This window comes from Mesorhizobium shonense (assembly GCF_040545255.1).
In the GTDB taxonomy this organism is placed as follows: domain Bacteria; phylum Pseudomonadota; class Alphaproteobacteria; order Rhizobiales; family Rhizobiaceae; genus Mesorhizobium; species Mesorhizobium shonense.
This window is the reverse complement of record NZ_JBEPLM010000002.1, coordinates 496,299-521,334: the sequence shown is the minus strand read 5'-3', so window position 1 is coordinate 521,334 and position 25,036 is coordinate 496,299. Positions and strand designations below refer to the sequence as shown.

Genomic DNA, 25,036 nt, shown 5'->3' with positions numbered 1-25,036 from the left:
GGCATGAAACGCATCGGTCGGGGCATGACGGCAAGCTTCAGCCCGGACACGACGGCAAGCGTCGGTCCCGACACGTTCTTGTGGGGCGCTTGGTCCCTTTGGCAGTTTGAAAAACATCGCAAGATTCCTTCGAAGACCGAAAACTGGGTTCGGCGGGAATCGGTGCGATGAGGTTCTTAAAGTGTCAGAAGAATCGTCGTACCGAAACCGCCGTTGGGCATGCAAGAGCCCCGGAGAGGCGCTGCCCGGAGAGGAACTGGAAATGCATGGTCATGTGGTCCCCCTCCTTCGGTTCGGGTTGACGATGGTGGGCATATACTCGACTTCGCAGAAAATGGCCACCCGCCAGTCCAGAAATCGCCAAAAGCGGGAGACGCCTGTGGCCGATCTGCCACTTATTAGAAGGATGCGGAAATGAACGACCGTCTCCGCATCGCGCTCTACCAGCCTGATATCGCCGGCAACACCGGGACAATCCTGCGCTTCGCCGCCTGCCTTGATCTCAGTGTCGACATCATCGAGCCGGCCGGCTTTCCGCTCTCCGACCGGGCGCTGAAACGGGCCGGCATGGACTATCTCGAAATGGCGGCGCTTTCCCGCCATGCCGACTGGCACGCCTTCGAGGAATGGCGCCGGACGAATGCGCGCCGCCTGGTGCTGCTCACCACCAAGGCCGCGACCGCCTATACGGACTTCGCTTTCGCCGGCGGCGACATCATTCTGTTCGGCCGTGAATCGGCCGGCGTGCCGCAAGAGGTTCATCAGGGGGCGGATGCGCGGCTGACCATTCCGATGCGGCCGGGCGCGCGCAGCATCAATGTCGCGCTCTCCGTCGCGATGGTCGCGGGCGAAGCGCTGCGCCAGCTCGGCTAAAGCAATTCCAGGAAAAGTGTGAAACGGTTGGGCTCGGCGCCTTTGCCGTAGCCTACCGTCCGGAATTGCGTCAAAACAACGAGCCAGCATCCTCAGCCCTTCGCTACCGCAGACCGCCTCTCCTTCTGCCGTCATTCTCACCCAGGCGCACATCGCCTTCTCCTCAATTTGCCTTGCCAGGATTTCCTCGCTACAAGCTCAACCTAACTTGAGGTCAAGCGGAAACTGCGAATGGCTCCGGTGAAGGAATTGACGGTCGGCCAGGTGGCGATGAGGAGCGGCGTGGCGGTATCGGCGCTGCATTTCTACGAGGCGCGCGGCCTGATCCGCAGCCATCGCACAGCGGGCAACCAGCGGCGCTACGGCCGCGATGTGCTGCGGCGGGTGGCGATCATCCGTATCGCTCAGGAGGTCGGCATCTCGCTCGCCGAGATCGCTGCGACATTCCGGTCCCTCCCGGAAGGCCGCACGCCGACGCGCGAGGATTGGAACCTGCTTTCAACGTCCTGGCGCGACGGACTCGACCACAAGATCGACCAGTTGAAGAATCTGCGCGACGGGCTGACCGACTGTATCGGCTGCGGCTGCATGTCGATCGACAAATGCCCGCTGAGGAACAAGGACGATCGGTTGGCCAGAGAAGGCACGGGAGCGAGGCGGCTGGTAGCGCGCTGATGGTCAATCGGCCGCCGGCAGCCGGCGCATGGTGAATTCAATGACGTCGCCCGGCCGTTCGAACCAGCTTTCGATCTCGGTCCAGTAGGCCTGCTTGGGAAAGCGTTCGAACCATTCCTTCGCCTTGAGACGCGCGGCCGGGCGCGGCAGCACGAAGGTCTCGCGCAGGAATCCGTCGCGCGGCCCTCTTTCGCGCTCGGCCCGCGAGCGCTCCAACCTCTTCCTCAAGCCATCCAGCGGCGGTCTTGCCGGGGTACGCACGAAGGAACTCCTTTGTGCCTTGATCAGACAGGACTTGACCCTTGCCCTTAAGAGATTAGGGATCGCGCCCTGAAAAGACGAGTCATTTGTCAGGCGAATGGGCCTGTAACTGGAGACGGAATTGGAACGACCTGACCTTCCCGTGGGCCTGCCGGCCGACATCGAACAGAAGAAGATGAAGGCCCGTCTCTGGTTCGAGGCGCTGCGCGAGCGCATCTGCGCCACATTCGAGCAGATCGAGCAGGAACTCACCGGACCGCTATCGTCCTGGTCGCCCGGGCATTTCGAGAAGACGCCCTGGGAGCGCGACGAGGGCAAGGGAGGCGGCGGGACCATGTCGATGATGCGCGGCCGTGTCTTCGAGAAAGTCGGCGTGCACACATCGACCGTCTATGGCGAATTCTCTCCCGAATTCCGCAAGCAGATCCCCGGCGCCGAGGACGATCCGCGCTTCTGGGCGAGCGGCATTTCGCTGATCGCGCACCCCTGGAACCCCAACGTGCCGGCCGTGCACATGAACACGCGCATGGTGGTGACCACGCGCCAGTGGTTCGGCGGCGGCGCCGACCTGACGCCGGTGCTCGACCGACGCCGCACCCAGGACGATCCCGATACGCTCGCCTTCCACCGCGCCATGCAATTCGCTTGCGAGAAGAACGCCGCGGTCGCCGACTACGCGAAGTTCAAGGCGTGGTGCGACGAGTACTTCTTCCTGCCGCATCGCGATGAGCCGCGCGGCATCGGCGGTATCTTTTTCGACTGGCTGCATTCGGGCGAGGACAAGGGCGGCTGGGACCCCGATTTCAATTTCGTTCAGGACGTCGGACGCTCTTTCCTCGTCGTCTATTCCCACCTGGTGCGGGGCAATTTCAACCAGAATTGGACCGACGGCGATCGCGACGAACAGCTCATCCGGCGCGGCCGTTACGTCGAATTCAACTTGCTTCACGATCGCGGCACCATCTTCGGCCTGAAGACCGGCGGCAACGTCGCCTCGATCCTGTCCAGCCTGCCGCCCGAGGTAAAGTGGCCGTAAAAATCCGGTGATCGGAGAGAAGGCCGCATTGATGTCCCATTCGCCGAATCTGGGCGCGCAATGTGGCGGCTACGATTTCTTTTTCGTCTAATATCCTTTTGAAAAAATTGAGCTATTTAACGTTGCCGGGTCGGGAAGCGCCGGCGGTTCGTCTTTGCTGCGAGCCGCGACCCGACGCGACCGGACGGCCCTGATCGAGAGGGGTGCCTTTCATACGGTGCCCGCATTCCAGGAGAGCATGCCAATGCGCAAGCTTATTGTGACGGCAGCAGCCGCTGCCTTTCTCGCCTCCGGTGGCGCCGCGTTCGCCGCGGTCAAGCACACCACGGGCACGGTCAAGAGCTTTGATGGAACGGCCATGAGCCTTGTTCTGGACAACGGATCGACCTTCACCTTGGCCAAGGCCTTCAAGGATCCGGGCATCAAGCCGGGCGAGAAAGTCCGCGTTTCCTGGGATATGAGCGGCAAGAACAAGATTGCCGAGGCCGTCAAGATCATGAAATGACGGCCTGCTCGGCCTTGGCAAGATCATGAAGCGACGGCCTACGCAACTTTAGCAAGATCAGGCAGCAAGGAGGCGGAGCAGTACTGCTCCGCCTCTTGGGTTTCAGGGCCTGGATGGAGCGCTCCGGACAGCACGACTCTTGATGCAACCGAAGTCGGCAACATGTGTTATGGTTATCCACTTGAGCAATTCCAGGGAAAGTGCCCAGCGGTTTCCATGCGGGATTGCGTTAAAACTATAACTGGAGTGGTCAAAGCCGAACCGCTCCGCAGCGAGGAAAGGAAAACCCATGAAGGAATTCCAATGCGGAACACTCGTCCCTGGCTGTGACTGGCACACGCGGGCCGAGGAAGAGGCGGAGGTCATGCGCCGTGCCGTCGAGCACATGCGCGAGACCCACGGCGAAACCATCATCCGCGAGACGATGATCGAGGCGATCCGTTCCCGCATCCAGAAGGTCCGCGACGCGGCCTGAGGCATCCGCTCGCGGATTTCGCGCGACCACCAACAGGGACGCGAGCGGGATGCAGCATTCGGGCGCATCTCGCTCTATTTGCGCCCCGGCCGCCGACAATGGCCGGCTTCGCTGAATTCAAGCAAAACTTATATTCGTATCGGCTTAGATAACCCCGCGGTAACGGTATGCATGCGATCGTCGCGCGCATGATCCGGTCACAAGCGGCTGTCCGAGGAGCCGTTCGCGACCAGGCGCTGGCCGGATCCGGTGGGACGAGGTGCCTCGCGCATGCGCGAAAGATCCGACAATCGAGGCGGTTTCCGCGCAGCGGCGCTCCTATTGTGCGCGTTCGTCGGCGCGTCGCCCGTGGCCGCTCAGGAAATGACCACGTCGCTCGTCGATATCCACCAGGGCTCGCCGCTCAGCGAGCGCGCGAGAGGACTTGGCAATGGCGGCTACGAGTTGCAGGACGGAAGCCAGGTCTCGTTCAATCGGTGGTACCACGCGAATTGGGTCGACATGCATGTCGACCTGCTCACCCAGTTGACCGAAAACAGCGGCATCCTGTGGGGGTTCGGCACCGGGGAGCAAGCCGAGAAGTACCGCATTGCGCCGAGCCTCAAGCTCGGCTTCCTCACCCAGACCCATCCGAGTCTGAACAGCACCTTGTCCCTTTCGGTCACCTCGATCATCGGCGGCAATCTGACTGAAAAGCCATGCGTCGCCGACTACGGGGATCTGGGCACCTACAGCGTCAACTGCCGGCTCGCGGCCGGCGAGATGGCGCCTGAGGACACGCTGAAATATCTGGTTAACGCTACACCCGAGAGGCTGCGCCTGTGGCTCAATTACCGTGTTACCTTTTGATCGGCGGGAAGCCGTGCATGAGAAATCTTCATGCTCCCGAAGTCCGCGATCGTCCGTCCTCGTTCCTGCCATCCTCTTTCCTTGGTTGACCGGGAGTAAGACCATGTCTGGTAATTTCTGGAAGTTCGGTATTGCCGCGGCTCTCGTCCTTCTGCCGGCGTCCATCGCATCGGCACAGGAAGCCCTCGACGCGGACGAGACGGCCGCCCTGTGCCACGGCGGTCAATCGATATGCGCGAGCGCAAAGATCCCGGTCGCGCGGACGACCCAGACGGTACAGAACTGGATGAGCCCCGACGTCGGCGCGGCATGGGCGGCGGGCTACAAGGGCAAGGGCGTTACCATCACCATCGTCGACGATTTCAGCAGCTCATCGCGCTTCTCCGGCAATTTCGGCATCGGCGTGCAGACCCAGCGGCATGGCGAATGGACGCGCGAGGAGGCGAGCATGATCGCTCCCGCGGCGACCATCCGCTCCAAGGATTTCTCTAGCGGCACCGCCGTCCCGCTGGCAGGCGGCCGGAACGTGCTCAACCTCAGTTACGGCATGTACGCCAACGCCGGCTACAGCGTCAGCCAGATCGGCTGGGCTCAGGAGGAAGCCTCGATCATCTCCTATGCCACCAAGGGATCGGCCATAGTCTCGAAAGCTGCCGGCAACGACGCGGTCGCGGTCGGCGGGGTCACCGGCGGCCAGCAGGACTATCTCGACCTCGCTTTGATCGGCAAGCAAACCGCGATCTTCGTCGGCGCGCTGTCGACGAACGGCACGACAGCCAACAAGGCCGAGCTTGCCTGGTATTCCAACTACGCCGGTTCCAATACCGCCGTGCAGAGCCACTTCCTGGTGGTCGGCGTCGAGGGCGACAAGACCGGCCTTTACGGCACGTCTTTCGCCGCGCCGATCATCTCCGGATATGCCGCGATCATCGGCAGCAAGTTCACCAAGGCGACGCCGGTTCAGATCACCAACGACCTGCTCAACACGGCTCGCACCGACACGCTGGTCAATTACGATCCCTCGGTCTACGGCAAGGGCGAAGCCAGCCTTTCGCGCGCCCTGGCTCCCGTATCGATACGTTGACCGGCACCGATCGGTCCGGGCTGCCGCTCTAAGCCTCGAGCGCTTGCGCGGCGCGTTTGAGAAGCGCGCCGCGGTCTAGTATGAAACCAGACTCGACCCATTCCTTTTCGAGGTTTTTCAGCGTAGCGCCAACCTTCGGGCCGGGCGACGCGCCGAGTTCGGTCAGGTCGGCGCCCTTGATCGGAAACACCGGTTTTTGCCATTTTAGGGCGAAGCCGAGCAGGCGCGAGAAACCGCCGGCTTCCATCATCGCCTGATTGTCCTCGACGGCGCGTGTCCGCGCGGCGGCAAGCGCGAGCCGCAGTCGATCGAGGAAGCCTTCGCGATCGCCGAAATAGAGCTTTTTCGCCAGCTCCGTCTCGGTCGTCTTGGAGTCAGGCGGTGCAGTCAGCGCCCAGCGCCGGAGACGTCCCCCTTCGCCGGTCGAAAATCTCAGCCTTTCGGCAAGCGTCTTCATGCGCGCGGCATCCGGCGGAACGACGGCCTCCAGCCGGAGCAGCGGATCGGCATTCCAGCCTAGATCCTTTTCGGTCCGGACCAGCCCGTGGATGGCGTCGATGCCCCACTTCTCGCTCTCCGGCAGCACGGCGGTGAGAACGCCGGCCTGGCGCATCCAAAGCAGCGCGCGCGAAGGATCGGGTGCCGAAAACAGCTTCTTCAGCTCGGCCCAGACGCGCTCAGCCGAAAGCCTGCCGAGCCCGTCCTTCAGCCTGGCGCAGGCCTTCAGGCCTTCGGCATCGGGCCGGCCGTCGCCATACCAGGCGAAGAAGCGGAAGAAGCGCAGGATGCGCAGATAATCCTCGCGGATGCGCGCTTCCGGATCGCCGATGAAGCGCAGCCGCCGCGCCTCGATGTCGGCGACGCCGCCGACAAGATCGACGACCGTCCCGTCGGCTTCGGCGTAGAGCGCGTTGATGGTGAAGTCGCGCCGCTCGGCGTCAAGCTTCCAGTCGCGCCCGAAGGTCACTTTCGCCCGCCGGCCGTCGGTCTCGATATCGGCCCTGAGCGTGGTGACCTCATAGGCCTTGCCGCCGGCGATCGCCGTGATCGTGCCGTGCTCGATACCGGTCGGCACCGTCTTGAAGCCGGCGGCCTCGGCGCGGCGGATCGTTTCCTCAGGCAGGGTCGTCGCCGCGATGTCGATGTCGGCGACCGGCTGGCCGATCAGCGCATTGCGCACCGCGCCGCCGGCGACGCGCGCCTCCTCGCCGCCTTCCTTCAGGGCGTCAAGCAGCTTCTGCAGGTGCTTTTCGCCCAGCCAGTCGGCCCTGCCAGACAGAGACACCCTCGCGCTCATGCATAGAGCCTTTCATAGAGCGTGCGGACGATGCCGGCGGTGACGCCCCAGATGCGCTGGCCGCCATAGGGCATCTCGTAGAAGAACCATTCGAGGTCGTTCCACATGCGGCTGTCGCGCGCATGGTTGGCGGGATCCATCAGGAAGCGCAGCGGCACTTCGAAGGCGGCGTCGACCTCGTCGGCGTTGAGCGTCAGCGAAAAGCCCGGCCGCACCACGGAAAGCACCGGCACGATGCGGTAGCCGCTGCCGGAGACATAATCGGGCATCCGGCCGATGATTTCGATATGGTCGCGGTCGAGGCCTATCTCCTCGAAAGTCTCGCGCAGCGCGGCGGCCTCGGGGCCGGGGTCCGTCGGATCGATGGTGCCGCCGGGAAAGGCCACCTGGCCGGAATGGCTGCGCAGCTTCTCGGCGCGCTTGGTGAGCAGCACGGTCGCGCCATCGGCGTGATCGATGACCGGGATCAGCACCGCGGCATCGCGCAGCGGCTTGATATGTTTCAACCTCGGGTGGCCGGGATTGAAGCGATGATCGCCGAACTCGTCGCCGGGTTGCGCCTCGGCCTGTGCCGCGACGCGGGCGCGAAAATCCGCGATCGAGAACGGCAACGGCGCCACCTGGTCCATCACGCGCTCAGCCTCTCGAGCTTTTCGGCCGGCATGATCGGATAGACCTCGCCGCCCGAGCGGACGGCGAAGATTGCCTTGCCGTCGATGTCGATCACCTCGCCATGTTCGACCAGTTCGTACATTACCGGCCGCGCCACCAGGGCTTCCAGCCGACCACGCACCAGCACATAGGGTTTCAGGCCGCCGGTCGCGTCCTCGTCGACGAAGCGCAGCGGATGGCCGGGCCCGGCGGCGACCACGTCGCCGACATTGGTGCGGAAGGTGATGACCCGTCCGTCGCCGGTCCCCGACACGTTCATCTCGACGGCGATGAAGGGCGCATCGGCGACGCGGATGCCCACGCGCTCCACCGGCGTCACCAGATAGGTTCTGCCGTCGGCATCCTTGCGCAGGACGCTCGAAAAGAGTTGCACCAATGGCATGCGCCCGATCGGCGTGCCGAGATAGAACCAGGTGCCGTCGGCCTTGATCTCCATGTCGAGATCGCCGCAGAACTCCGGATTCCAGCGCTCCACCGGAGCCGGTCCCTTGTCCGCGCGCGCCGCCCGCGAGATCAGCGCTTCCAGCCCGCGCGCCTCGGTGGCGCCGGTCAAACTCTGCTCGCGATATCCGGAATGATCGGTCATGGTCACGAAATAGTCACTGTTGTTTCGCTTGTCAGCCTAAGTCTGTGATTTAAGTTCAATCGCAGGCGCCAGGCGAGGCCGAATCGCGGCATTCTGCGGCTCTGAGAGTGCAGGCCGGTATTTCCAACCACAAGGATCGAACGGCATGAGCGTGATGATCAAGGAAAGCCCGTTGAGCGACAAAGCGATGATCGAGGAGGCCGAGAAGGCGCTGGCCGACATCTCGAAGGTCCGCGACGCCGTAGGCCGGGTGATCTTCGGCCAGGAAGCCGTTGTCGAGCGCACGCTGGTGGCGCTGCTTGCCGGCGGCCACGCGCTGTTGGTCGGCGTGCCGGGCCTCGCCAAGACCAAGCTGGTCGAGACGCTCGGCATCGTGCTCGGCCTCGATTCCCGCCGCGTCCAGTTCACGCCCGACCTGATGCCGTCCGATATCCTCGGCTCGGAAGTGATGGAACAGGACGAGTTCGGCAAGCGCTCCTTCCGCTTCATTTCGGGGCCGATCTTCACCCAGCTTCTGATGGCCGACGAAATCAACCGCGCCTCGCCGCGCACCCAGTCGGCTCTGCTGCAGGCGATGCAGGAATATCACGTCACCATCGCCGGCGTGCGCCACGACCTGCCCTCGCCCTTCCACGTGCTGGCGACACAGAACCCGCTGGAGCAGGAAGGCACCTATCCGCTGCCCGAGGCGCAGCTCGACCGTTTCTTGATGCAGGTCGATATCCTTTATCCGGAGATCGAGGCCGAGCGCCGCATCCTGCTTGAAACCACAGGTGTCGAGGAGGCCAAGGCCGACAATGTGCTGCGGTCGGCCAGGCTGAAGGAGATCCAGACGCTGATCCGCCGCATGCCGGTGCCGGAAAGCGTCGTCGAGGCGATCCTCAAGCTGGTACGCTCGGCCCGCCCCGGCCAGGGCAACGCCGACACCGACAAGCACGTCGCTTGGGGTCCAGGTCCTCGCGCCAGCCAGGCGCTGACCCTGTGCGCCCGGGCGCGCGCCCTATATGATGGGAGGTTGGCGCCGTCGGTCGACGACATCCGTGCCTTGGCCGAGCCGGTGCTGCAGCATCGCATGGCGTTGACTTTCGCTGCCCGCGCCGAAGGCACTTCCGTGCGCGACGTGGTGGCGAAACTGGCAAAAGGCATCTGATGGGTCGAATAGGCGAGGTCCAGGCACCGGTTGCGACGCGCGACGCGCTCGCTCGTGGCCGGTTGCGGGCCTCTTTGGTGCCGGATCTGCTGGTCGAGGCGCGCCGCATCGTCAACACGGTGATCGCCGGCTGGCATGGGCGCCGCAAGCGCGGCATCGGCGAGAATTTCTGGCAGTTCCGGCCCTATGTCGAAGGCGATTCCTCGCGCATCGACTGGCGCCGCTCGGCCCGTGACGACCACACCTATGTGCGCGACCGCGAGTGGGAGGCGGCTCACACGGTCTGGCTCTGGTCCGACCCCTCCCCCTCCATGCTCTACAAGTCCGCGGCAGCCGGCGTTTCCAAGGAATCGCGCGCGCTGGTGCTGGCCCTCGCCATGGCCGAGCTTCTGTCGCGCAGCGGCGAGCGCATCGCTTGGCCGGGCCTCACCGATCCGTTCACCGCCCGCAACGGCGCCGAGCGCATCGCAGCCCAGCTCAGCCATGCCGGCGAGCTGCCGGCCAAGCCTGACCTGTCGGCCATCCGTCGCTTCTGCGACATCGTCATCGTCAGCGATTTCCTCGATCCGGTCGAGGAAACGATGGCCTGGCTCGACGTGCTCGCCCGTCACGGCGTTCGCGCGCATCTGATCGAGGTCGCCGACCCGGCTGAGGAGACCTTCCCCTATGCCGGCCGCACCGAATTCACCGATCCCGAAACCGGCGACAAGCTGACCGCCGGCCGCGCCGAAACGCTCAAAGAGGAATACCGCCTGCTCTATACCGCCCGCCGCGAGGAACTGGCCGGCTGGTGCAAGCGTCTGGGCTGGAGCTTCACCGTCAACCACACCGACCGCCTCGCCTCAGAGGCGCTGGTGCGCGTCCACATGGCGATGACCGCCGACAGCAGCCGTCCAGGGCTGACCACAGGTCATGCCGGGCTGACCACTGGTCATGCCGGGCTGACCGCCGGTCATGCCGGGCTTACCGCCGGCGGTGGTGATCCCGGAAAGGCGGTCGCATGAACTGGCTGCCGCTTTCCTTCGGCGCGCCGATGGTGCTGTGGGGCCTGTTGGCCTTGCCGGTGATCTGGTGGCTGCTGAGGCTTACGCCGCCCAGGCCGCAGACGGAAGTCTTTCCGCCGCTCAGGATCCTCGCCCGCGTATTGAGGCGCGAAGAGACGCCGCATCAAAGCCCTTGGTGGCTGACGCTGCTGCGCCTGCTGATGGCTGCCCTTGTCATCACCGCGCTTGCGGAACCGGTGTTCAATCCGCGCGAAAAACTGCCGGCGGAAGGCTCGGCGCTGGCGCTTGTCATCGACAATGACTGGGCAAGCGCCGCCGATTGGGGCAAGCGCGTCGCCACTGCCGAGCGGCTGATCGCCGATGCCGGCTCGAACGGCGTGCCGGTCGTCATCGCCTTCACCGCCGAGAAGCCCAATGCCGAGATCGGCCCCTTCGATGCGTCGGCCGCGCTCGACCGCCTGCGCGCGGCAAAGCCGCGTCCGATCCCGACCGACCGCCCCGCCGTCTATGCCCGTGTCGCCGCCACATTGGAGCGCCTGCCGGGCGCCAGTGTCGCCGTGCTTGCCGACGGGCTGGCGGCCAACGGCGACGAAGCGGCTTTCAGGACGCTTCTCGAAAAAAATGCCTCGCGACTGGTCTGGGCCACTTCCGACCGGGTCTCGCTGACCGGCCTGACCGGTGCCGACAATCAGGTCGACGGCTTCGCGCTGACCGCCGTCCGCGCGCCGGGCGATCCCGCGCTGGCCCAAGTCACGGCCGGCGCCTTCGACGACAAGGGCCGCCGCATCGCCGACGCGACGCTGAGCTTCGCGCCGGGTCAGACCACCGCCACCGGAACGATGAAGGTGCCGTTCGAATTGCGCAACGACTTCGCCTCGGTCGCGCTCGACGGCGAGCATCAGGCCGGTGCCGTGCGCGTGCTCGATGAAAGCTCCAAGCGCCGCCGCGTCGGATTGCTTTCGCAGGCCGAGGCCGACCAGGCGCAACCGCTTCTGTCCCCGCTCTATTACATTCGCCGCGCCCTGCGGCCCTTCGCCGACCTGGTCGAGCCGTCGAGCGCCGATCTGGCCGACGCCATCCCGCAGCTTCTCGACCAGAAGCCGGCGATGATCATCATGGCCGATGTCGGCACCATCCCCGAGCAGGTCCGGCAACGGCTGGCCGATTGGGTCGACAAGGGCGGCACGCTGGTGCGCTTTGCCGGTTCAAGGCTGGCCGCCGCCGGCAATGACGACGACCTCTTGCCGGTCAGGCTGCGCAGCGGCGAGCGCGCGCTGGGCGGTGCTTTGTCGTGGACGACGCCGCAACAGGTCACCGAATTCCCGAAGAACGGCCCGTTCGCCGATCTCGCGCCGCCGACCGAAGTGACGGTCAGCCGGCAGGTGCTGGCCGAACCGACGCCCGACATCGTCGAGCGCACCTGGGCCACGCTTGCCGACGGCACGCCGCTGGTCACGGGCATGAAGAAGGACAAGGGCACGCTCGTGCTCTTCCACGTCACGCCCGAAGCAACCTGGTCGAACCTGCCGATCTCCGGTAGCTTCGTCGAGATGCTGAGGCGCATCGTGCAATTGTCGCGCAACCAGGGCGCCGCGGTCGCCAATGCCGAGGCTGCCGCCGCGTCGCTGGCGCCTTATCGCATGATCGGCGCCGACGGCACGCTGGTGCCGCCGACGCCTGATGCGCGGCCGCTCGTGCCCGGCGCCGGCCCGTTGCCTGTGACGCTGGAAAACCCGCCCGGCCTCTACGGCTCGGAAACCGGCGTCTTCGCCCACAACCTGCTCAACGCTTCGAGCACGTTCGCGCCGCTCGCTCAGCCGCAGGTTTCGCTGCCGGTGACTGCCATTCCCTACGCGTTCGATGAATCGGAGAACCTGAAGGGCCCGCTGGTTACCGCCGCGCTACTGCTGATGGTCCTCGACACGCTGGCCGTCTTGTGGATGGGCGGGTTGTTTTCGCGCCGGCCACGCCGCGCCACGGCGACCGCCGCTGCCGTGCTGATCGTGTTCGGCGGGCTCTTCGGCCACGCCGATCTTGCCCGCGCGGATGATTCGAAGCCCGGCGATTCGCAGGCGATCGAGGATATTTCGAAAACCCGCATCGCCTATGTGATCACCGGCGAGCCCGGCGTCGACTCGATCAGCCGCGCAGGGCTCGAGGGCCTGACCCGCTTCCTGATCGAGAAGACGGCGCTGGAGCCCGGCCCGCCGGCCGGCGTCGACATCTCCAAGGACGAATTGGCCTTCTATCCGCTGATCTATTGGCCGATCGACGCTACCGCGCCGATGCCCAGCGAAGCGGCGATCGCGCGCATCGATGCCTATATGCAGCAGGGCGGCACGGTTCTCTTCGACACGCGCGACCAGTTCTCCAACGGCATCGGCGCCGGCTCGGCAAGCCCGGCGACCGAGCGGCTGCGCGACATCCTCGGCAACCTCAACGTGCCGCCGCTGGAACCGGTGCCATCGGACCATGTGCTGACGAAATCCTTTTTCATCCTCCCGGAGTTTCCCGGCCGCTTCAACGGCAGTCCGCTCTGGGTCGAGACCTCGCTCGACGCCAGCAACACCGAAAACCGTCCGGTGCGGACCGGCGACGGCGTGTCGCCGATCATGATCACCGCCAATGATTTCGCCGGCGCCTGGGCGATCGACGAGAACGGCGATCCGATGCTGCCGACCGTGCCGCCGGATCCGATGCAGCGCGTCTACGCGCTGCGCGCCGGCGTCAACATCATGATGTACATGCTGACCGGCAACTACAAATCCGACCAGGTGCATGTGCCTGTCCTGCTCGAACGGCTGGGACAGTAGGTCATGAACTGGTCGATTTCCTTTGAGCCGCTCGTTTCTTGGCCGTTGTTCTGGGTCGCCATCGTGCCGCTCCTGCTGCTCGCGCTGGCGGGGCTGTGGTTTCGTCAGCGCGGCTCGGTCCTGCGCTTCATCGCCCTGCTTGCGCTTGGAGCCGCGCTCCTCAACCCCGTCTTCCTCGATGAGGAACGCGAGGCGCTGAAAAGCGTCGTCGCCGTCATCGTCGACCGAAGCCAGAGCCAGGACATCGGCGACCGCACCAAGCAGACCGACGAGGCCCTGGCTGGCCTTCAGGAGCGTCTCGGCCGTTTCAAGCAATTCGATGTCCGCATGGTCGACGCCGGCAAGTCCGAGGCCGCCGACGAGCGCACGGAAACCAGGCTGTTCGGCGCGCTGGAGAGCGCTTTCCGCGACGTGCCGCCCTCGCGCATCGGCGGCGCGATCATGATCACCGACGGTGAGGTGCATGACGCGCCGACCGGCGCTCCGGACTTCAACGCGCCGCTGCATGCGCTGATCACCGGCAACGACCATGAGAAGGACCGCCGCATCCGCTTCGAGAACGCGCCACGCTTCGGTCTCGTCGGCAAGCCGCTCGACATGAGCTATCGGGTCATTTCCACCGAAGGCCAGGGCAGCCCGGTCGACGTGCGGGTCTCGGTCAATGGCGAGCAGGTCTCGGTCGAACATGCGACCATCGGCCAGCCGATGAAGCTTGAGGTCACCATCCCCAACGCCGGGCGCAACATCGTCCAGCTTTCAATCGATCACGAGCCGGGGGAACTGACCGACGCTAACAACCGCGCCATCGCGCTGGTCGACGGCATCCGCGATCATCTGCGCGTGCTTCTGGTCTCCGGCGAGCCGCATGCCGGCGAGCGCACCTGGCGCAACCTTTTGAAGTCCGACGCGTCAGTCGACCTCGTCCACTTCACCATTCTGCGGCCGCCGGAAAAACAGGACGGCACGCCGATCAACGAACTGTCGTTGATCGCCTTCCCGACGCGCGAACTGTTCGTCGAAAAGATCAAGGATTTCGATCTGATCATCTTCGACCGCTATCAGCATCGCGACGTGCTGCCGATCCTCTATTACGACTACATCTCCGAATATGTCGAAAAGGGTGGCGCACTGCTGATCGCCGCCGGCCCCGAATATGCCGGCGAGAGCTCGATTGCCCGCACGCCGCTGATATCGGCCCTGCCGGCAATGCCCACCGGCGAGGTCGTCGACAAGGCCTTCTATCCGCGTCTCACCGATCTCGGCCAGCGTCACCCCGTGACGCGCGGGCTCGACGGCTCGGCCACCGATCCGCCGCACTGGAGCCGCTGGTTCCGCACCATCGGCGTCAAGAATCCCGAGGGCGAGGTGGTGTTGAAAGGGGCCGACGATCGCCCTCTGCTTGTGCTCGACCGCAAGGGCGAGGGCCGGGTCGGGATGCTGCTTTCCGACCAGGGCTGGCTGTGGGCGCGCGGCTTCGAAGGCGGCGGGCCGCATGTCCAGCTCTATCGCCGCATCGCCCACTGGTTGATGAAGGAACCGGAGCTGGAAGAGGAACGGCTGACCGCCGATGGCCGCGGCATGGTGCTGGAAATAAGGCGCCAGACAATGAGCGATGATCCAGGCCCGGCCCAGGTGATCACGCCATCCGGCAAGGCGATGACGGTCAAGCTGCAAAAATCCGAGCCGGGGATTTTCACCGGCAGCCTGCAGACCACCGAGATCGGCCTCTATCAGGTAGGCAATGGCGACCTCACCGCGCTTGCCCATGTCGGCCCGATCAACGCGCCGGAATTCTCCGATGTCATTTCCACCGAAGACAGGCTGAAGGCACCGGCTGAGGCGACCGGGGGCAGCGTGCGCAGGCTCGCTCCGTCGTCCATGCTTGGCAACCTTTCGGGCGGCGTGGCGCTGCCTTCCATCGTGCCGGTACGCTCCTCGGGCGCTGCATCGGGCGATGACTGGATCGGGCTGCGCACCACCAACGACAGCAGCCTCAAGGCCGTTTCGCGCGTGCCGCTGTTCGGCGGCTTCCTCGGCCTCGGCCTGCTGCTCCTGGCCATCGGCTCGATGTGGTATCGCGAAGGAAGGTAGCGGCTACTACTCTTCCCTTCTCCCCTTGTGGGAGAAGGAAGAAGTGCCGCTCCTACTCTTCCGGCTCTGTCGTGAACAGCAGCGGATAGCCCTTGGCCTTGCCGGCATCGGTCGCTCGCGTGGCCTTGGTCTCGGCGACGTCACGCGTGAAGACGGCGACGACACAAACGCCACGCGTGTGCGCCGTGATCATCACGCGATGCGCCTGATCCTCGCTGAGCTTGAATTCACCTTTGAGCACCGTCACCACGAACTCGCGCGGCGTGAAGTCGTCATTGACTAGGATGACCTTGTAGAGCTTTGGCCGCTCTGTTTTCGGCTGCGTTTTGGTGCGCGGTTTAACGACGGTTTCAGGCATCGGAATCCACCAGTTGGCAACTGGGTTTCTCGCTTGCACTCTGTCATGCAAGGAAGGTTTCGTCCATTTTGCCCGCTGTGGCTGCGGACGGACACGCCAGTTATGTGGGAAAGCGCTGCCTACCGTTCAACGGCCCTGCCGCCCGATCGTGCGGCGCATCGCCGTGCCGGATCTGCCGGAGCCGCCGTCGTCCATGTCGGAGCCGCGCTCCCTGAACGCGGCAACCATCCAGGCGGCGAAGCCGATCAGCGTTGTGCCGGTCAGCACGATCAGAATCCAGCTCTGTGCCGGCGTGATGTAGTCGAAGCTCGATGAGATCGCCGGCGCGAAAAGCTCCGGCTCGGTCCTGCCGCTTGCAGGATCCGGCACTGGGCTGGCTGTGAAGATGATCAGCGCTGTTGCAGCCACGGTGGCAATCAGGCCGCCGAGGGTCAACGAACGCGTCAGGGACGAAAGCCGCTTCCTCATGCGGATTGTCCTAAAGCACCGGCATTGCGATCGGGTTAAGGATCAAGCTGTCGCGGCTGAAGCAGCCGGGTCGCCTTCGGTCGCCCGAAACCGCCCCAGCCGAAACCGGCTGGAGCGGTTTTTGTGGAAGTAAGAGCCGAGACCCGGATCAGGTCTTCGGAGCATCCTTCTTGTCGGTCTTCTTGACGACCTTCTTCGTCGAAGCCTTCTTGTGCTTCTTCGCGGCGACTTTCTTCACGGGCGGCTTTGCAGTGTTGTCGGCCGGAGCGGTGGTCGTGGTCGAAGCGGCCGGAGCAGCGGTCGTCGTGGCGGCGGCGTTGCCGAGAGTCGGCATCGCGAAGGCGAGAGCAACACTGAGGCCGAGGGCGGAGAGGATGGACTTCTTCATGGCTTCATTTCCTTTTCATGCGGGTCGAGGAGGTGAGCGTCACTGAACCGGGTCGATCGGTGTCACTCCAAGCAGCTTCAAAGCATTTGCGAGCATCCGGATGCCCTGTGCCTGTTTCTTGGCGGCGCAGAACCGGTTTCCCTTTCTTTGAAGTGCCTTCGCCGCGGTGACCTGCGTTGCCGCGGCATGGGTTTCGAAGGCTTCGTCAACTTGACGGCTGAGGTTGGTGCAGCGCTCGGCCCGGGTCAGCGGCGTTACCTTTGCGTTGGAAGCCCCGACCGCGGCTGTGATGAGGGACATGCTGAGCAAAGCACCCATCACGCTGATCCAGAACCTCTGCATCGGTATTGCCCGTTACTCCCGAAACTTGCGTCGCAGCCGATGACCTGACCGCCACGACACCAGTTATGCCCTTGAAATTTTTCACGAGTTTTTCCCGACTGTAGAATTTTGTTTCTGAAGTGTTTCTGGGGAGGCCGCCCCTTCCCAAATCGTCGCCACTGGCCAAGATGTGGCCCGAATTCTATCGTGTGGGTGATCACCGAAGGACGGCTTGGCCACAGCAATCGCGGGGTTCTCGTGAAATCCGACGCGCACATACTGATCGTCGATGACGACAAGGGCATACGGGACCTGCTTCAGGAATTCTTCCAGAAGCGGGGACTGCACACGACGGTGGCCGCCGACGGCACCGAGATGGAGGCGATCCTGCGCCGCGCGCAGGTCGATCTCATCGTCCTCGACGTGATGCTGCCCGGCAAGAGCGGGCTGGAGCTTTGCCGCGAGATCCGCGCCAACTACACCACACCGATCATCATGCTGACGGCGGTGACCGAAACGACGGACCGCGTCGTCGGCCTCGAGATGGGCGCGGACGACTATGTGCCGAAACCCTTCGATCCGCGCGAGCTGCTCGCCCGCATCCGCGCGGTTCTGAGGCGCAACGGCACGGCCGAGCCGCGCCGGCCCGCCGCCAAGCAGATCTACCGCTTCGCCGGCTGGACCATGGACTGCTCGCGCCGCCGGCTGACGGCGCCCGACGACGTGCGGGTGGAGCTGACGATGGCGGAGTTCAACCTGTTGCAGACCTTCGTCAAGAGCGCGCAGCGCGTGCTCACCCGCGAGCAGCTCATCGAGCTTTCGGGCGGCGACACCGGCTACAGCTTCGACCGCAGCGTCGACATTCTGGTGAGCCGCCTGCGCCGCAAGATGGAGGACGATCCGAAGACGCCGAAGCTGATCCTCACCGTGCGCAGCGGCGGCTATCAGTTTCTGCCCGAAACGACCGCCGAATGAGACGCTTCCTGCCGCAGACCCTGCCTGTCTGGGTGTTGCTCATCGTCATTGCCGGCCTGATGATCAGCCAGGTGGCGACGCTCTATATCGTGGCGCGCGACCGCGCCGCCGCCAACGATGTGGTCGATCTCTACCGGCTGAACGACCGCGCCTATTCGCTGGTGCAGCTGATGCATGACACCACGCCCGAGGAACGCAAGGCGACCGCGTCCGGCCTGTTCAACGCCACCTATGCGCTGACCGTTTCGGACACGCCCGCCGTCACCTCCTCGATCGCCGGCGATGACCAGCTGGCCGAGCTGGAGGACATTCTGGTCGGCCGCCTGTCCAAGTTCGGCGTCACCGACGCGCGTGTGCGGCGCGACCCGGCAACGCAGGAAGCAGACGCCCCGGACGGGCAAGTGATGAACAAGGACGTCGGCCAGGTCGAGCGCGATCTTCTGGTGCTGGCCGCGGATTTTGCCCAGAGCGACAAGCTGACGGCATCGCTGCGCTTTTCCGACGGCCAGTGGCTGAACTTCACCGAGCCGATCACGCCCGCAGGGCCGATCTTGAGCTGGGACAGCCTGCCGCTCTATTCGCTGATAGCGGGACTGATCGTCGTGATGTCGATCTGGTCGTTGCGCCGGCTGACGGCGCCCTATCGCATGATGGAGACGGCGGTCAACCGCATCGGCAACGATCTCAAAAGCCCGCCGATCGCCGAGACCGGCAGCCGTGAGATCCGCGCCGCGGCAAAGGCGGTCAACGCCATGCAGATGCGCCTGCGCGACTATGTCGAGGACCGCGAGCATCTGGCGGCGGCGCTCGCGCATGATCTGCGCACGCCGCTGACCAGGATGCGGCTGCGGCTCGAATTGCTTCGCAAATCGCAGACGCGCGAGGCGCTTGCGCATGACCTCGCCGACATCGAAAGCATCGCCAGCTCAGTGATCGACTTCGCCAAATTCGAGGTCACGGAAGAAAAGGCCGAGCGGATCGATTTCTGGTCGCTGGTAGAGTCCGTCGCGGACATGTTCGAGGATGCTTCATTCGACGAGGACGCCACGCCGACGCGCGGCCTGATCTGCATCGCGCGGCCGGTGGCGCTGCGCCGCTGCATCACCAATCTCGTCCAGAACGCGGTCACCTACGGCAAGAAGGCGCATATCGGCGTGCGGCGGTCGGGCGACACGATCACGCTCACCATCCGCGACGAGGGTCCGGGCATTCCGCAGGCGAAGCTGGATCAGGTGTTCGGCTCCTTCGTGCGCCTCGAGCAGTCGCGCAACCGCGAGACCGGCGGCCTGGGTCTTGGCCTCACCATCGCCCGCAACATCGCCCGCGGCGCCGGCGGCGAGATCAGCCTTTCCAACCATCCCGGCGGCGGCCTGCTGACGGAGCTGCGCCTGCCGCTGGCAGCTTGAGTCAGCAGGCGCATTTTCGACGGCTGCCGGGACTGGATTAGCCGCGCCATCCTTGTGATAGTGCGGCCCGCTCTACAGCGCCGCGCGTCCCCTTGGACGCGGACGCTGTAGCACTTCAATTTGGTGCATGATCTTTTCCCAACCGAAGGCCAGCGACGCAAAATCGATTCGGATTTTCGGGGTCATGCACGAGGAACCGAGCCATGTTCTACGCAATCCTCGCCTATCACGTCGAAGAGACCGTCCAGTCCTGGACGCCCGACGAGGATGCGGCGCTCATGAATGACCTGCTCGAGATCAACGACAGGCTGACCCGCGCCGGCAAGCTGGGACCGGCGGCAAGGCTGGGCGATACAGCGAAAGCGGTCACGCTGCGCGGTCCGGGCGACGGCATGGTGATCGACGGTCCGTTTGCCGAGACCAAGGAGCAGTTGCTCGGCCTCTATGTGCTGGATTGCGCGAACCAGGACGAGGCGGTTGCGGTGGCGCGCGATCTCAAGCGCGTCAATCCCACCGCCGTCTACGAGATCCGTCCGATCATGCTTTATCTGCCGGGCGCGCCGCTGGCCTGATTCCAGGAAAAGTGACGAGTTCACCGCGGCGGGCGGCTCCTGGTAATGCGGCCGCGAGCCGCGACATCGGCGGGGGCCTCATCGACCGGATAGCCGAAATCCTTCAGTTCCGGCATCGACAGGCCCGCCAAAGCCCTGCGCTGCATGGCAGCCTGATACCGGCGCCGGAACCCGGTGAAGACGGTCGCGATATGGGTGGCGAGCGTGCCGGCGAAGCGGGAGGTTGGCTGGAAGGTCCTGAGGCCGATGTAGGTCATTGTCATTCTCCCTCGTTCGAACTCACGAGGGCAATGTCCCACCGGCGCGCTTTGCCAATGTTCATGCGGGTGTGAAGCGGCACGAAAAACCGCGCTAAATCGCCGTTAAGTCGGCGGCGGGACGTGATATTCTACCCAAGGCTTTTTCACGGGGGCCAGGGTGCACATCCGATTGCTTGGTGGCATCGAGGTTGTCTCCGCAGGCGGGAAACCTCTACACTTCGCGACGCGCAAGACGTCGCTGCTCTTTGCCGCGCTCGTTCTGGCCGGCCCCAGAGGCCTTCGCCGCGAGAGGCTGGCAGCGATGTTATGGGCTGGCAGCGGCGAGCAGCAGGCGCGAAACAGCCTGCGCCAGGCCCTGGTCGACATCAGGCGGCTGTTTCCGTCCACCGGCGACGAGGCAATTCGCATTGAAGGCAATGCCGATACCATCTGGCTGGCGGCGAATGCCGACGAGGCCGACATCTGGATTTTCGACCGGAAGATTGAGGCCGATGACGGCACGACCCTCGCGACAGCGGCCGACCTCTACCGGGGCGACCTGCTCGATGGGCTGTCATCTCCTGGCGAGATCGAAGACTGGCTCGCGCCGCATCGGGCGAACTATACCCGCAAGGCTCTGGACCTGGCAGAGCGGCTGAGCCTCTTGCCGAAGCTGGATTCGCGCGAAGTACAGGCCTGCGAAACACTGGCCGAACGGCTGGTGACGCTCGACCCATGCGCCGAGCAGGCCCACCGTGCACTGATCCGCATCTTCCGCCGCCGCGGCAAGACCAACGATGCCTTCCGTCAGTTCCTGGTCTGCAAGGAAGCGCTGAAGCGCGAGCTCGGCGTCGAGCCCGAGGAAGCGACGCGGGCGCTGGTCGAACGCTCAGAGATGCCCAACATGGAGAGCCTGAAGGAGCCGATAGCCGACGGCGGCCCGCCCGAGGTCGAGCTGTCCCGCCTCGAAGCGAGAGCAGAGCCGCCGCGTACTGCCGTTTCAGTGCCGGAAAAGCCGTCGATCGCGGTCCTGCCGTTCCAGAACATGAGCGGCGACGCCGAACAGGAGTATTTCACCGACGGTGTTGTCGAGGAGATCACGACGGCGCTGTCGCATGTGAACTGGCTGTTCGTGATCGCGCGCAATTCCGCCTTTGCCTACAAGGGCCAGGCGATCGACGTGACGCGCGTGGCGCGGGAACTCGGAGTGCGCTACGTGCTGGAGGGCAGCGTCCGCAAGGCCGGCAGCCGGTTGCGCGTGGCAGGCCAGCTTATCGAGGCGGCGGCGGGGGTGAGTCTGTGGGCCGATCGCTTCGAAGGCGATGTCTCGGAGGTGTTCGAACTGCAGGACCTCGTCGCCTCCAGCGTCGTCGGCGCGATTTCGCCCAGGCTCGAACAGGCCGAGATGGCGCGCGCCAAACGCAAGCCCACCGAAAGCCTCGACGCCTACGACCATTATCTGCGTGGCATGGCGAGCCTTTACCGCTGGACGAGGGAGGGGCAGGAGGAGGCGCTGCCGCAGTTCTACAAGGCCGTCGCGCTCGACCCCGATTTTGCCGCAGCGGAGGGCGCTGCCGCCTGGTGCTATTTCTGGCGGATGGCGAATCGCTGGATGACCGATCGGCAGAAGGAGACCGCCGAGGTTTCCCGGTTGGTCGGCAACGTCGCGATCTCCGGCCATGACGACGCGGTAGCGCTGGCCTTCAGCGGCCTGGCGCTGGGCTATGTCACCGGCGACTACGAGGCCGCCTCGGCACTGGCCGACCGCGCGCTCGTGCTGAACCCGAACTGCGCCACCGCCTGGTGCGCCAGCGGCTACCTCAAGTCCTGCTACGACGATCCTGACATCGCCATCGAGCACCTGTCGCGGGCAAGACGGCTGAGCCCGCTCGATCCGCTGACCTTCTTCATGCAGACCTGCACCGCCTTCGCCCATTTCGTGGCCGGCCGCTACGACGTCGCCTGGCCGCTCGCAGAGGCGGCATCGCGCACGCAGCCATATTATCTCACCGGCCTGCGCGTCGCGGCCGCCAGCAACGCCATGGCCGGCAGGCTAGATGCCGCGAGCAAGCATATCGCGCGCGCGCTGGCGCTCGACCCCGACCTGAAGCTTGCCAACCTCACACACGTGGCGGGCCATATCAGGCCGGCCTATTTCGCCAAATATGCCGAGGCGCTGCGGCTGGCCGGCCTGCCCGAATAGACACGTCTTGGTGCATCGTCTTCAATCCGCCAGCGTTGCAGCCTCGACTTCCTTTCCAAGGCGCAGCGTCTCGCGCACCAGCAGATCGAGATCGTCGCGCCGCGTGCGGTGGTTGGTGATTGCCACCCTCAGGCAATGCCGGCCGCGCACGGTGGTGTCGGACAAGGCGGCGATACCTTCTTCCTGCAGCCGCAGCATGATCTCGGTGTTGAATGCCTTGAGCCGTTCCTCGGATGCCCCATCCAGGCGGTGGCGGAAGCAGACGATGTTGATCGTGGTCGGCGCCGTCAGCTCGAGCGCCGGCTCCGCCTCGATCAATTCGGCGAGATAGCGAGCCTGGGCGATGTTCTGGTCGATGAGCCGGCCGAACTTCTCGACCCCATGCTCCTTGAGCGCCATCCAGATTTTCAGCGCGCGGAAACCACGCGAAGTTTGAAGCCCGTAATCGTGCAGCCATTGCCCTGAGGCGAGGCCGCGCGGCGTCGATTCCAGATATTCCGGGGTAACGGCGAAAGTGTTGCGGTGGGCGGACGCATCCCGCACCAGCGCGCAACCCGCCTCGAACGGCGCATGCAGCCATTTGTGCGGGTCGAGCGCGATGGAATGCGCCTGCTCGATGCCGGCGACAAGGGATCCGTTTTCAGGCGCTATCGCGATCAGAGCGCCGATGCAGCCGTCGACATGGAACCAGAGGTCCTCCTCGGCGGCCAATCCTGCCAACGCCTGGAGGTCGTCGATCGCGCCGGTGTTGACAGTGCCGGCGGTGCCGATCACGCAGGCCGGCTTGAAACCCGCCGCGCGGTCCTCGGCGATGGCCGTCTTGAGCGCATCGACGTCGATGCGCAAATCGACGTCGGTCGAGACGCGCTGCAGCGCCCGGTTGCCGAGGCCGAGCGCTTCCATCGCCTTGCGATGGCAGGAATGGACCTGGTCCGAAGCATAGTAGCGCAGCGGCCTTGGGATAGCGCCGACGCCCCTTTCACGAACGTCGACGCCCGCCTTGACGTTGCGCGCCACGGTCAGGCCGATGATGTTGGCCATCGAGCCGCCGCTGACCAGCGTGCCGCCGGCCGAGGCCGGGAAGCCCACCATCTCCTTGCACCAATTGACCACCTGGCTATCCATCAGCCCGGCGGCGTGGTTGCCGCCGCCGAGGTTCGAGCCCTGGATCGCCGCCAGGAAATCGCCGAGCGCGCCGGTGAAATTGCTTGAACCCATATACCAGGACCAGAAGCGCGGATGGATGTTGCCCATCGGATAGGCCATCACATTGCGAGCCACATCGTCATACACATCGGCAATGGACGCAGGCTCGTGCGGCACCGGCGCCGAAAAGAAGCTGCGGACATCGGCCGGCATCTCGCGCCACACCGGACGGTCCCGGACGTTCTTGAGATAAGCGACGGCGTCGTCGATGATCCTGTGCGACAGCGCCTGCATATCGCTCCAGTCCGGCGGATCGAGCGTTTCGTCCGAGACCATGGCTTCCTGCAGCGTGTCCATCATTGCTCCCTCAAGGCATCCACTTGCGAAATCGGCCGCGGCACCGCCGACCCGATGGGACGGCAGCGCCGCGCCTTTCTTCAGGCTTCGAACTGGCAGCTTGGCGTCGAGCGCGACAGCGCCGTCTCCTCGGCATCCATCTCCGCCTCGATGCCGTCGAAGAGCGGCGTCGACATGTAGCGTTCGCCGGTGTCGGGCAGCATGCACAGGATCACCGAACCGGCCGAAGCGGTTCCGGCGATCTGGCGCGCCACGGCGAAGGTGGCGCCGCCCGAGATGCCGGTGAAGATGCCCTCCTGCTGCGCCAGCGCCTTCGCCCATTTGATGCCTTCCGGACCGGGGATCGGCACGACTTCGTCGTAGTAGTGCTGGTCGATCGCCTCCTGCAGCACGTTGGGGATGAAATCGGGCGTCCAGCCCTGGATCGGATGCGGCTCGAAGGCTGGATGGCTGGCGGCCGGCGCGCCGCCGGCGCCGCGCTCCTGTCCCTTGCCGCTGCCGATAAGCTGTGCGTTCGCCGGCTCTGCAAGCACGATCTTGACGTCCGGCCGCTCGCGGCGCAGCACCCGGCCGACGCCGGCGACCGTGCCGCCGGTGCCGTAGCCGGTGACCAGCACATCGAGCCTGGAACCCGCGAAATCGTTGATGATCTCGCGCGCCGTCGTCGCCTCGTGAATGGCGGCATTGGCTTCGGTCTCGAACTGGCGGGCCAGGAACCAGCCATTAGCTTCGGCGAGTTCCACCGCCTTCTTGTACATGCCAAAGCCCTTCTGGGCGCGCGGCGTCAGCACCACCTTGGCGCCCAGCATGCGCATCAGCTTGCGGCGCTCGATGGAGAAGCTGTCGGCCATCGTCACCACCAGCGGATAACCTTTCTGCGCGCAGACCATGGCTAAGCCGATGCCGGTGTTGCCGCTGGTCGCCTCGACGACGGTCTGGCCCGGCTTCAATTTGCCGCTGCGCTCGCCCTCCTCGATGATGTTGAGCGCCAGCCGGTCCTTGACCGAGGCTGCCGGATTGAAGAACTCGGCCTTCACATAGATCGTCGCATGGGTCGGACCGAGATTGTTGATACGGATGACCGGCGTGTCGCCGACCGTGTCGAGGATGCTGTCGAACAGCCGGCCGCGACCGGCGGTGGTCCTGATCTTCAACTGCTGCAACATGGGGCTTTTCTCCTCGGTATCTCACGTGCCGGTTACAAACCGGCGGCTTGGGCGGCGCGGTTTCGA

Annotated in this window: 27 protein-coding genes; 16 read left to right on the top strand and 11 right to left on the bottom strand. The window is 64.8% G+C overall.

Annotated features, from left to right (window positions below):
• Positions 1–3 precede the first annotated feature (3 nt).
• The 3 genes from ABID26_RS07945 (at position 4) to soxR (ending at position 1,548) form a co-directional block, all read left to right on the top strand.
• The gene (locus ABID26_RS07945) at positions 4–171 is read left to right on the top strand and encodes a hypothetical protein (RefSeq protein ID WP_354414802.1); all 168 of its coding nucleotides are present in this window, start codon (positions 4–6) and stop codon (positions 169–171) included.
• Between the two features lie 243 nt (positions 172–414).
• Positions 415–873 (top strand): tRNA (cytidine(34)-2'-O)-methyltransferase, encoded by a 459-nt coding sequence (locus tag ABID26_RS07940; RefSeq protein WP_126098752.1) that lies wholly within the window; start codon positions 415–417, stop codon positions 871–873.
• A gap of 231 nt (positions 874–1,104) precedes the next feature.
• Entirely contained in the window at positions 1,105–1,548 is a 444-nt protein-coding gene (gene soxR / locus ABID26_RS07935) for a redox-sensitive transcriptional activator SoxR (protein ID WP_292371330.1), read from the top strand.
• A gap of 3 nt (positions 1,549–1,551) precedes the next feature.
• On the opposite strand, the gene ABID26_RS07930 is transcribed toward soxR, so the two are convergent.
• On the bottom strand, positions 1,552–1,809 hold the full coding sequence (locus ABID26_RS07930) for a hypothetical protein (protein WP_126098750.1): 258 nt from the start codon (positions 1,807–1,809) through the stop codon (positions 1,552–1,554).
• Between the two features lie 121 nt (positions 1,810–1,930).
• Here ABID26_RS07930 and hemF point away from each other — a divergent pair, with 121 nt between their 5' ends.
• The 5 genes from hemF (at position 1,931) to ABID26_RS07905 (ending at position 5,758) form a co-directional block, all read left to right on the top strand.
• The gene (gene hemF / locus ABID26_RS07925; RefSeq protein WP_292371331.1) at positions 1,931–2,845 is read left to right on the top strand and encodes an oxygen-dependent coproporphyrinogen oxidase; all 915 of its coding nucleotides are present in this window, start codon (positions 1,931–1,933) and stop codon (positions 2,843–2,845) included.
• A 154-nt stretch (positions 2,846–2,999) separates the two neighbouring features.
• A complete protein-coding gene (locus ABID26_RS07920; protein WP_292298804.1) occupies positions 3,000–3,350 on the top strand; it encodes a DUF1344 domain-containing protein in 351 nt (116 codons plus the stop codon).
• 289 nt (positions 3,351–3,639) lie between these two features.
• The gene (locus tag ABID26_RS07915) at positions 3,640–3,825 is read left to right on the top strand and encodes a DUF1059 domain-containing protein (protein ID WP_059188453.1); all 186 of its coding nucleotides are present in this window, start codon (positions 3,640–3,642) and stop codon (positions 3,823–3,825) included.
• A gap of 270 nt (positions 3,826–4,095) precedes the next feature.
• Positions 4,096–4,674, top strand: a complete 579-nt coding sequence (locus tag ABID26_RS07910) for a hypothetical protein (RefSeq protein ID WP_126098747.1) — start codon at positions 4,096–4,098, stop codon at positions 4,672–4,674.
• Positions 4,675–4,777: 103 nt separating this feature from the next.
• Positions 4,778–5,758: a S8 family serine peptidase gene (locus tag ABID26_RS07905; RefSeq protein ID WP_292298807.1), complete on the top strand. Its 981-nt coding sequence runs from the start codon at positions 4,778–4,780 to the stop codon at positions 5,756–5,758.
• Positions 5,759–5,786: 28 nt separating this feature from the next.
• Here the strand turns inward: ABID26_RS07905 and ABID26_RS07900 are convergent, their stop codons facing one another.
• The 3 genes from ABID26_RS07900 to ABID26_RS07890 are packed head-to-tail and all read right to left on the bottom strand — an operon-like array spanning position 5,787 to position 8,313.
• A complete protein-coding gene (locus tag ABID26_RS07900; protein WP_292343616.1) occupies positions 5,787–7,055 on the bottom strand; it encodes a CCA tRNA nucleotidyltransferase in 1,269 nt (422 codons plus the stop codon).
• Positions 7,052–7,684 carry a CoA pyrophosphatase gene (locus ABID26_RS07895; RefSeq protein WP_292298810.1) on the bottom strand — a complete coding sequence of 211 codons (633 nt, stop codon included), beginning with the start codon at positions 7,682–7,684 and terminating at the stop codon, positions 7,052–7,054. Before ABID26_RS07895 ends, ABID26_RS07900 begins: the two co-directional genes overlap by 4 nt.
• Entirely contained in the window at positions 7,684–8,313 is a 630-nt protein-coding gene (locus tag ABID26_RS07890) for a DUF1285 domain-containing protein (RefSeq protein ID WP_292343669.1), read from the bottom strand. Before ABID26_RS07890 ends, ABID26_RS07895 begins: the two co-directional genes overlap by 1 nt.
• Positions 8,314–8,458: 145 nt before the next feature.
• Between ABID26_RS07890 and ABID26_RS07885 the strand changes: the two genes are divergently transcribed.
• From ABID26_RS07885 to ABID26_RS07870, 4 genes are read left to right on the top strand one after another with little or no spacing between them, the layout of a single operon-like run.
• The gene (locus ABID26_RS07885; RefSeq protein ID WP_292298812.1) at positions 8,459–9,463 is read left to right on the top strand and encodes an AAA family ATPase; all 1,005 of its coding nucleotides are present in this window, start codon (positions 8,459–8,461) and stop codon (positions 9,461–9,463) included.
• Positions 9,463–10,467: a DUF58 domain-containing protein gene (locus tag ABID26_RS07880; RefSeq protein WP_292343614.1), complete on the top strand. Its 1,005-nt coding sequence runs from the start codon at positions 9,463–9,465 to the stop codon at positions 10,465–10,467. The genes ABID26_RS07885 and ABID26_RS07880 overlap by 1 nt, the downstream gene beginning before the upstream one ends.
• Positions 10,464–13,280 (top strand): DUF4159 domain-containing protein, encoded by a 2,817-nt coding sequence (locus tag ABID26_RS07875; RefSeq protein WP_292371332.1) that lies wholly within the window; start codon positions 10,464–10,466, stop codon positions 13,278–13,280. The genes ABID26_RS07880 and ABID26_RS07875 overlap by 4 nt, the downstream gene beginning before the upstream one ends.
• 3 nt (positions 13,281–13,283) lie before the next feature.
• Positions 13,284–15,371, top strand: a complete 2,088-nt coding sequence (locus tag ABID26_RS07870; protein WP_292343610.1) for a hypothetical protein — start codon at positions 13,284–13,286, stop codon at positions 15,369–15,371.
• Positions 15,372–15,423: 52 nt separating this feature from the next.
• Here ABID26_RS07870 and clpS read toward each other — a convergent pair whose 3' ends face one another.
• From clpS to ABID26_RS07850, 4 genes are all read right to left on the bottom strand, one after another.
• The gene (gene clpS, locus ABID26_RS07865) at positions 15,424–15,729 is read right to left on the bottom strand and encodes an ATP-dependent Clp protease adapter ClpS (RefSeq protein WP_126098740.1); all 306 of its coding nucleotides are present in this window, start codon (positions 15,727–15,729) and stop codon (positions 15,424–15,426) included.
• A 126-nt stretch (positions 15,730–15,855) separates the two neighbouring features.
• On the bottom strand, positions 15,856–16,197 hold the full coding sequence (locus tag ABID26_RS07860; protein WP_292343608.1) for a hypothetical protein: 342 nt from the start codon (positions 16,195–16,197) through the stop codon (positions 15,856–15,858).
• Positions 16,198–16,345: 148 nt separating this feature from the next.
• Positions 16,346–16,585, bottom strand: a complete 240-nt coding sequence (locus ABID26_RS07855) for a hypothetical protein (protein ID WP_292343606.1) — start codon at positions 16,583–16,585, stop codon at positions 16,346–16,348.
• 39 nt (positions 16,586–16,624) lie between these two features.
• On the bottom strand, positions 16,625–16,927 hold the full coding sequence (locus ABID26_RS07850) for a hypothetical protein (protein WP_126098737.1): 303 nt from the start codon (positions 16,925–16,927) through the stop codon (positions 16,625–16,627).
• A 237-nt stretch (positions 16,928–17,164) separates the two neighbouring features.
• Between ABID26_RS07850 and ABID26_RS07845 the strand changes: the two genes are divergently transcribed.
• The 3 genes from ABID26_RS07845 to ABID26_RS07835 all read left to right on the top strand — a co-directional run bounded on the left by ABID26_RS07845 (position 17,165) and on the right by ABID26_RS07835 (position 19,859).
• A complete protein-coding gene (locus tag ABID26_RS07845) occupies positions 17,165–17,881 on the top strand; it encodes a response regulator (protein WP_126098736.1) in 717 nt (238 codons plus the stop codon).
• The gene (locus tag ABID26_RS07840; RefSeq protein WP_126098735.1) at positions 17,878–19,287 is read left to right on the top strand and encodes an ATP-binding protein; all 1,410 of its coding nucleotides are present in this window, start codon (positions 17,878–17,880) and stop codon (positions 19,285–19,287) included. The genes ABID26_RS07845 and ABID26_RS07840 overlap by 4 nt, the downstream gene beginning before the upstream one ends.
• Positions 19,288–19,490: 203 nt before the next feature.
• Positions 19,491–19,859 carry a YciI family protein gene (locus ABID26_RS07835; protein WP_292298825.1) on the top strand — a complete coding sequence of 123 codons (369 nt, stop codon included), beginning with the start codon at positions 19,491–19,493 and terminating at the stop codon, positions 19,857–19,859.
• Positions 19,860–19,879: 20 nt separating this feature from the next.
• Here the strand turns inward: ABID26_RS07835 and ABID26_RS07830 are convergent, their stop codons facing one another.
• Entirely contained in the window at positions 19,880–20,116 is a 237-nt protein-coding gene (locus ABID26_RS07830) for a hypothetical protein (protein WP_292298827.1), read from the bottom strand.
• 160 nt (positions 20,117–20,276) lie between these two features.
• On the opposite strand from ABID26_RS07830, the gene ABID26_RS07825 reads away from it, so the two are divergent.
• Entirely contained in the window at positions 20,277–22,301 is a 2,025-nt protein-coding gene (locus tag ABID26_RS07825) for a BTAD domain-containing putative transcriptional regulator (RefSeq protein ID WP_292298828.1), read from the top strand.
• Between the two features lie 21 nt (positions 22,302–22,322).
• Here ABID26_RS07825 and ABID26_RS07820 read toward each other — a convergent pair whose 3' ends face one another.
• Entirely contained in the window at positions 22,323–23,804 is a 1,482-nt protein-coding gene (locus ABID26_RS07820) for a pyridoxal phosphate-dependent decarboxylase family protein (protein WP_292298903.1), read from the bottom strand.
• A gap of 80 nt (positions 23,805–23,884) precedes the next feature.
• A complete protein-coding gene (locus tag ABID26_RS07815) occupies positions 23,885–24,970 on the bottom strand; it encodes a PLP-dependent cysteine synthase family protein (RefSeq protein ID WP_292298829.1) in 1,086 nt (361 codons plus the stop codon).
• Positions 24,971–25,036 lie beyond the last annotated feature (66 nt).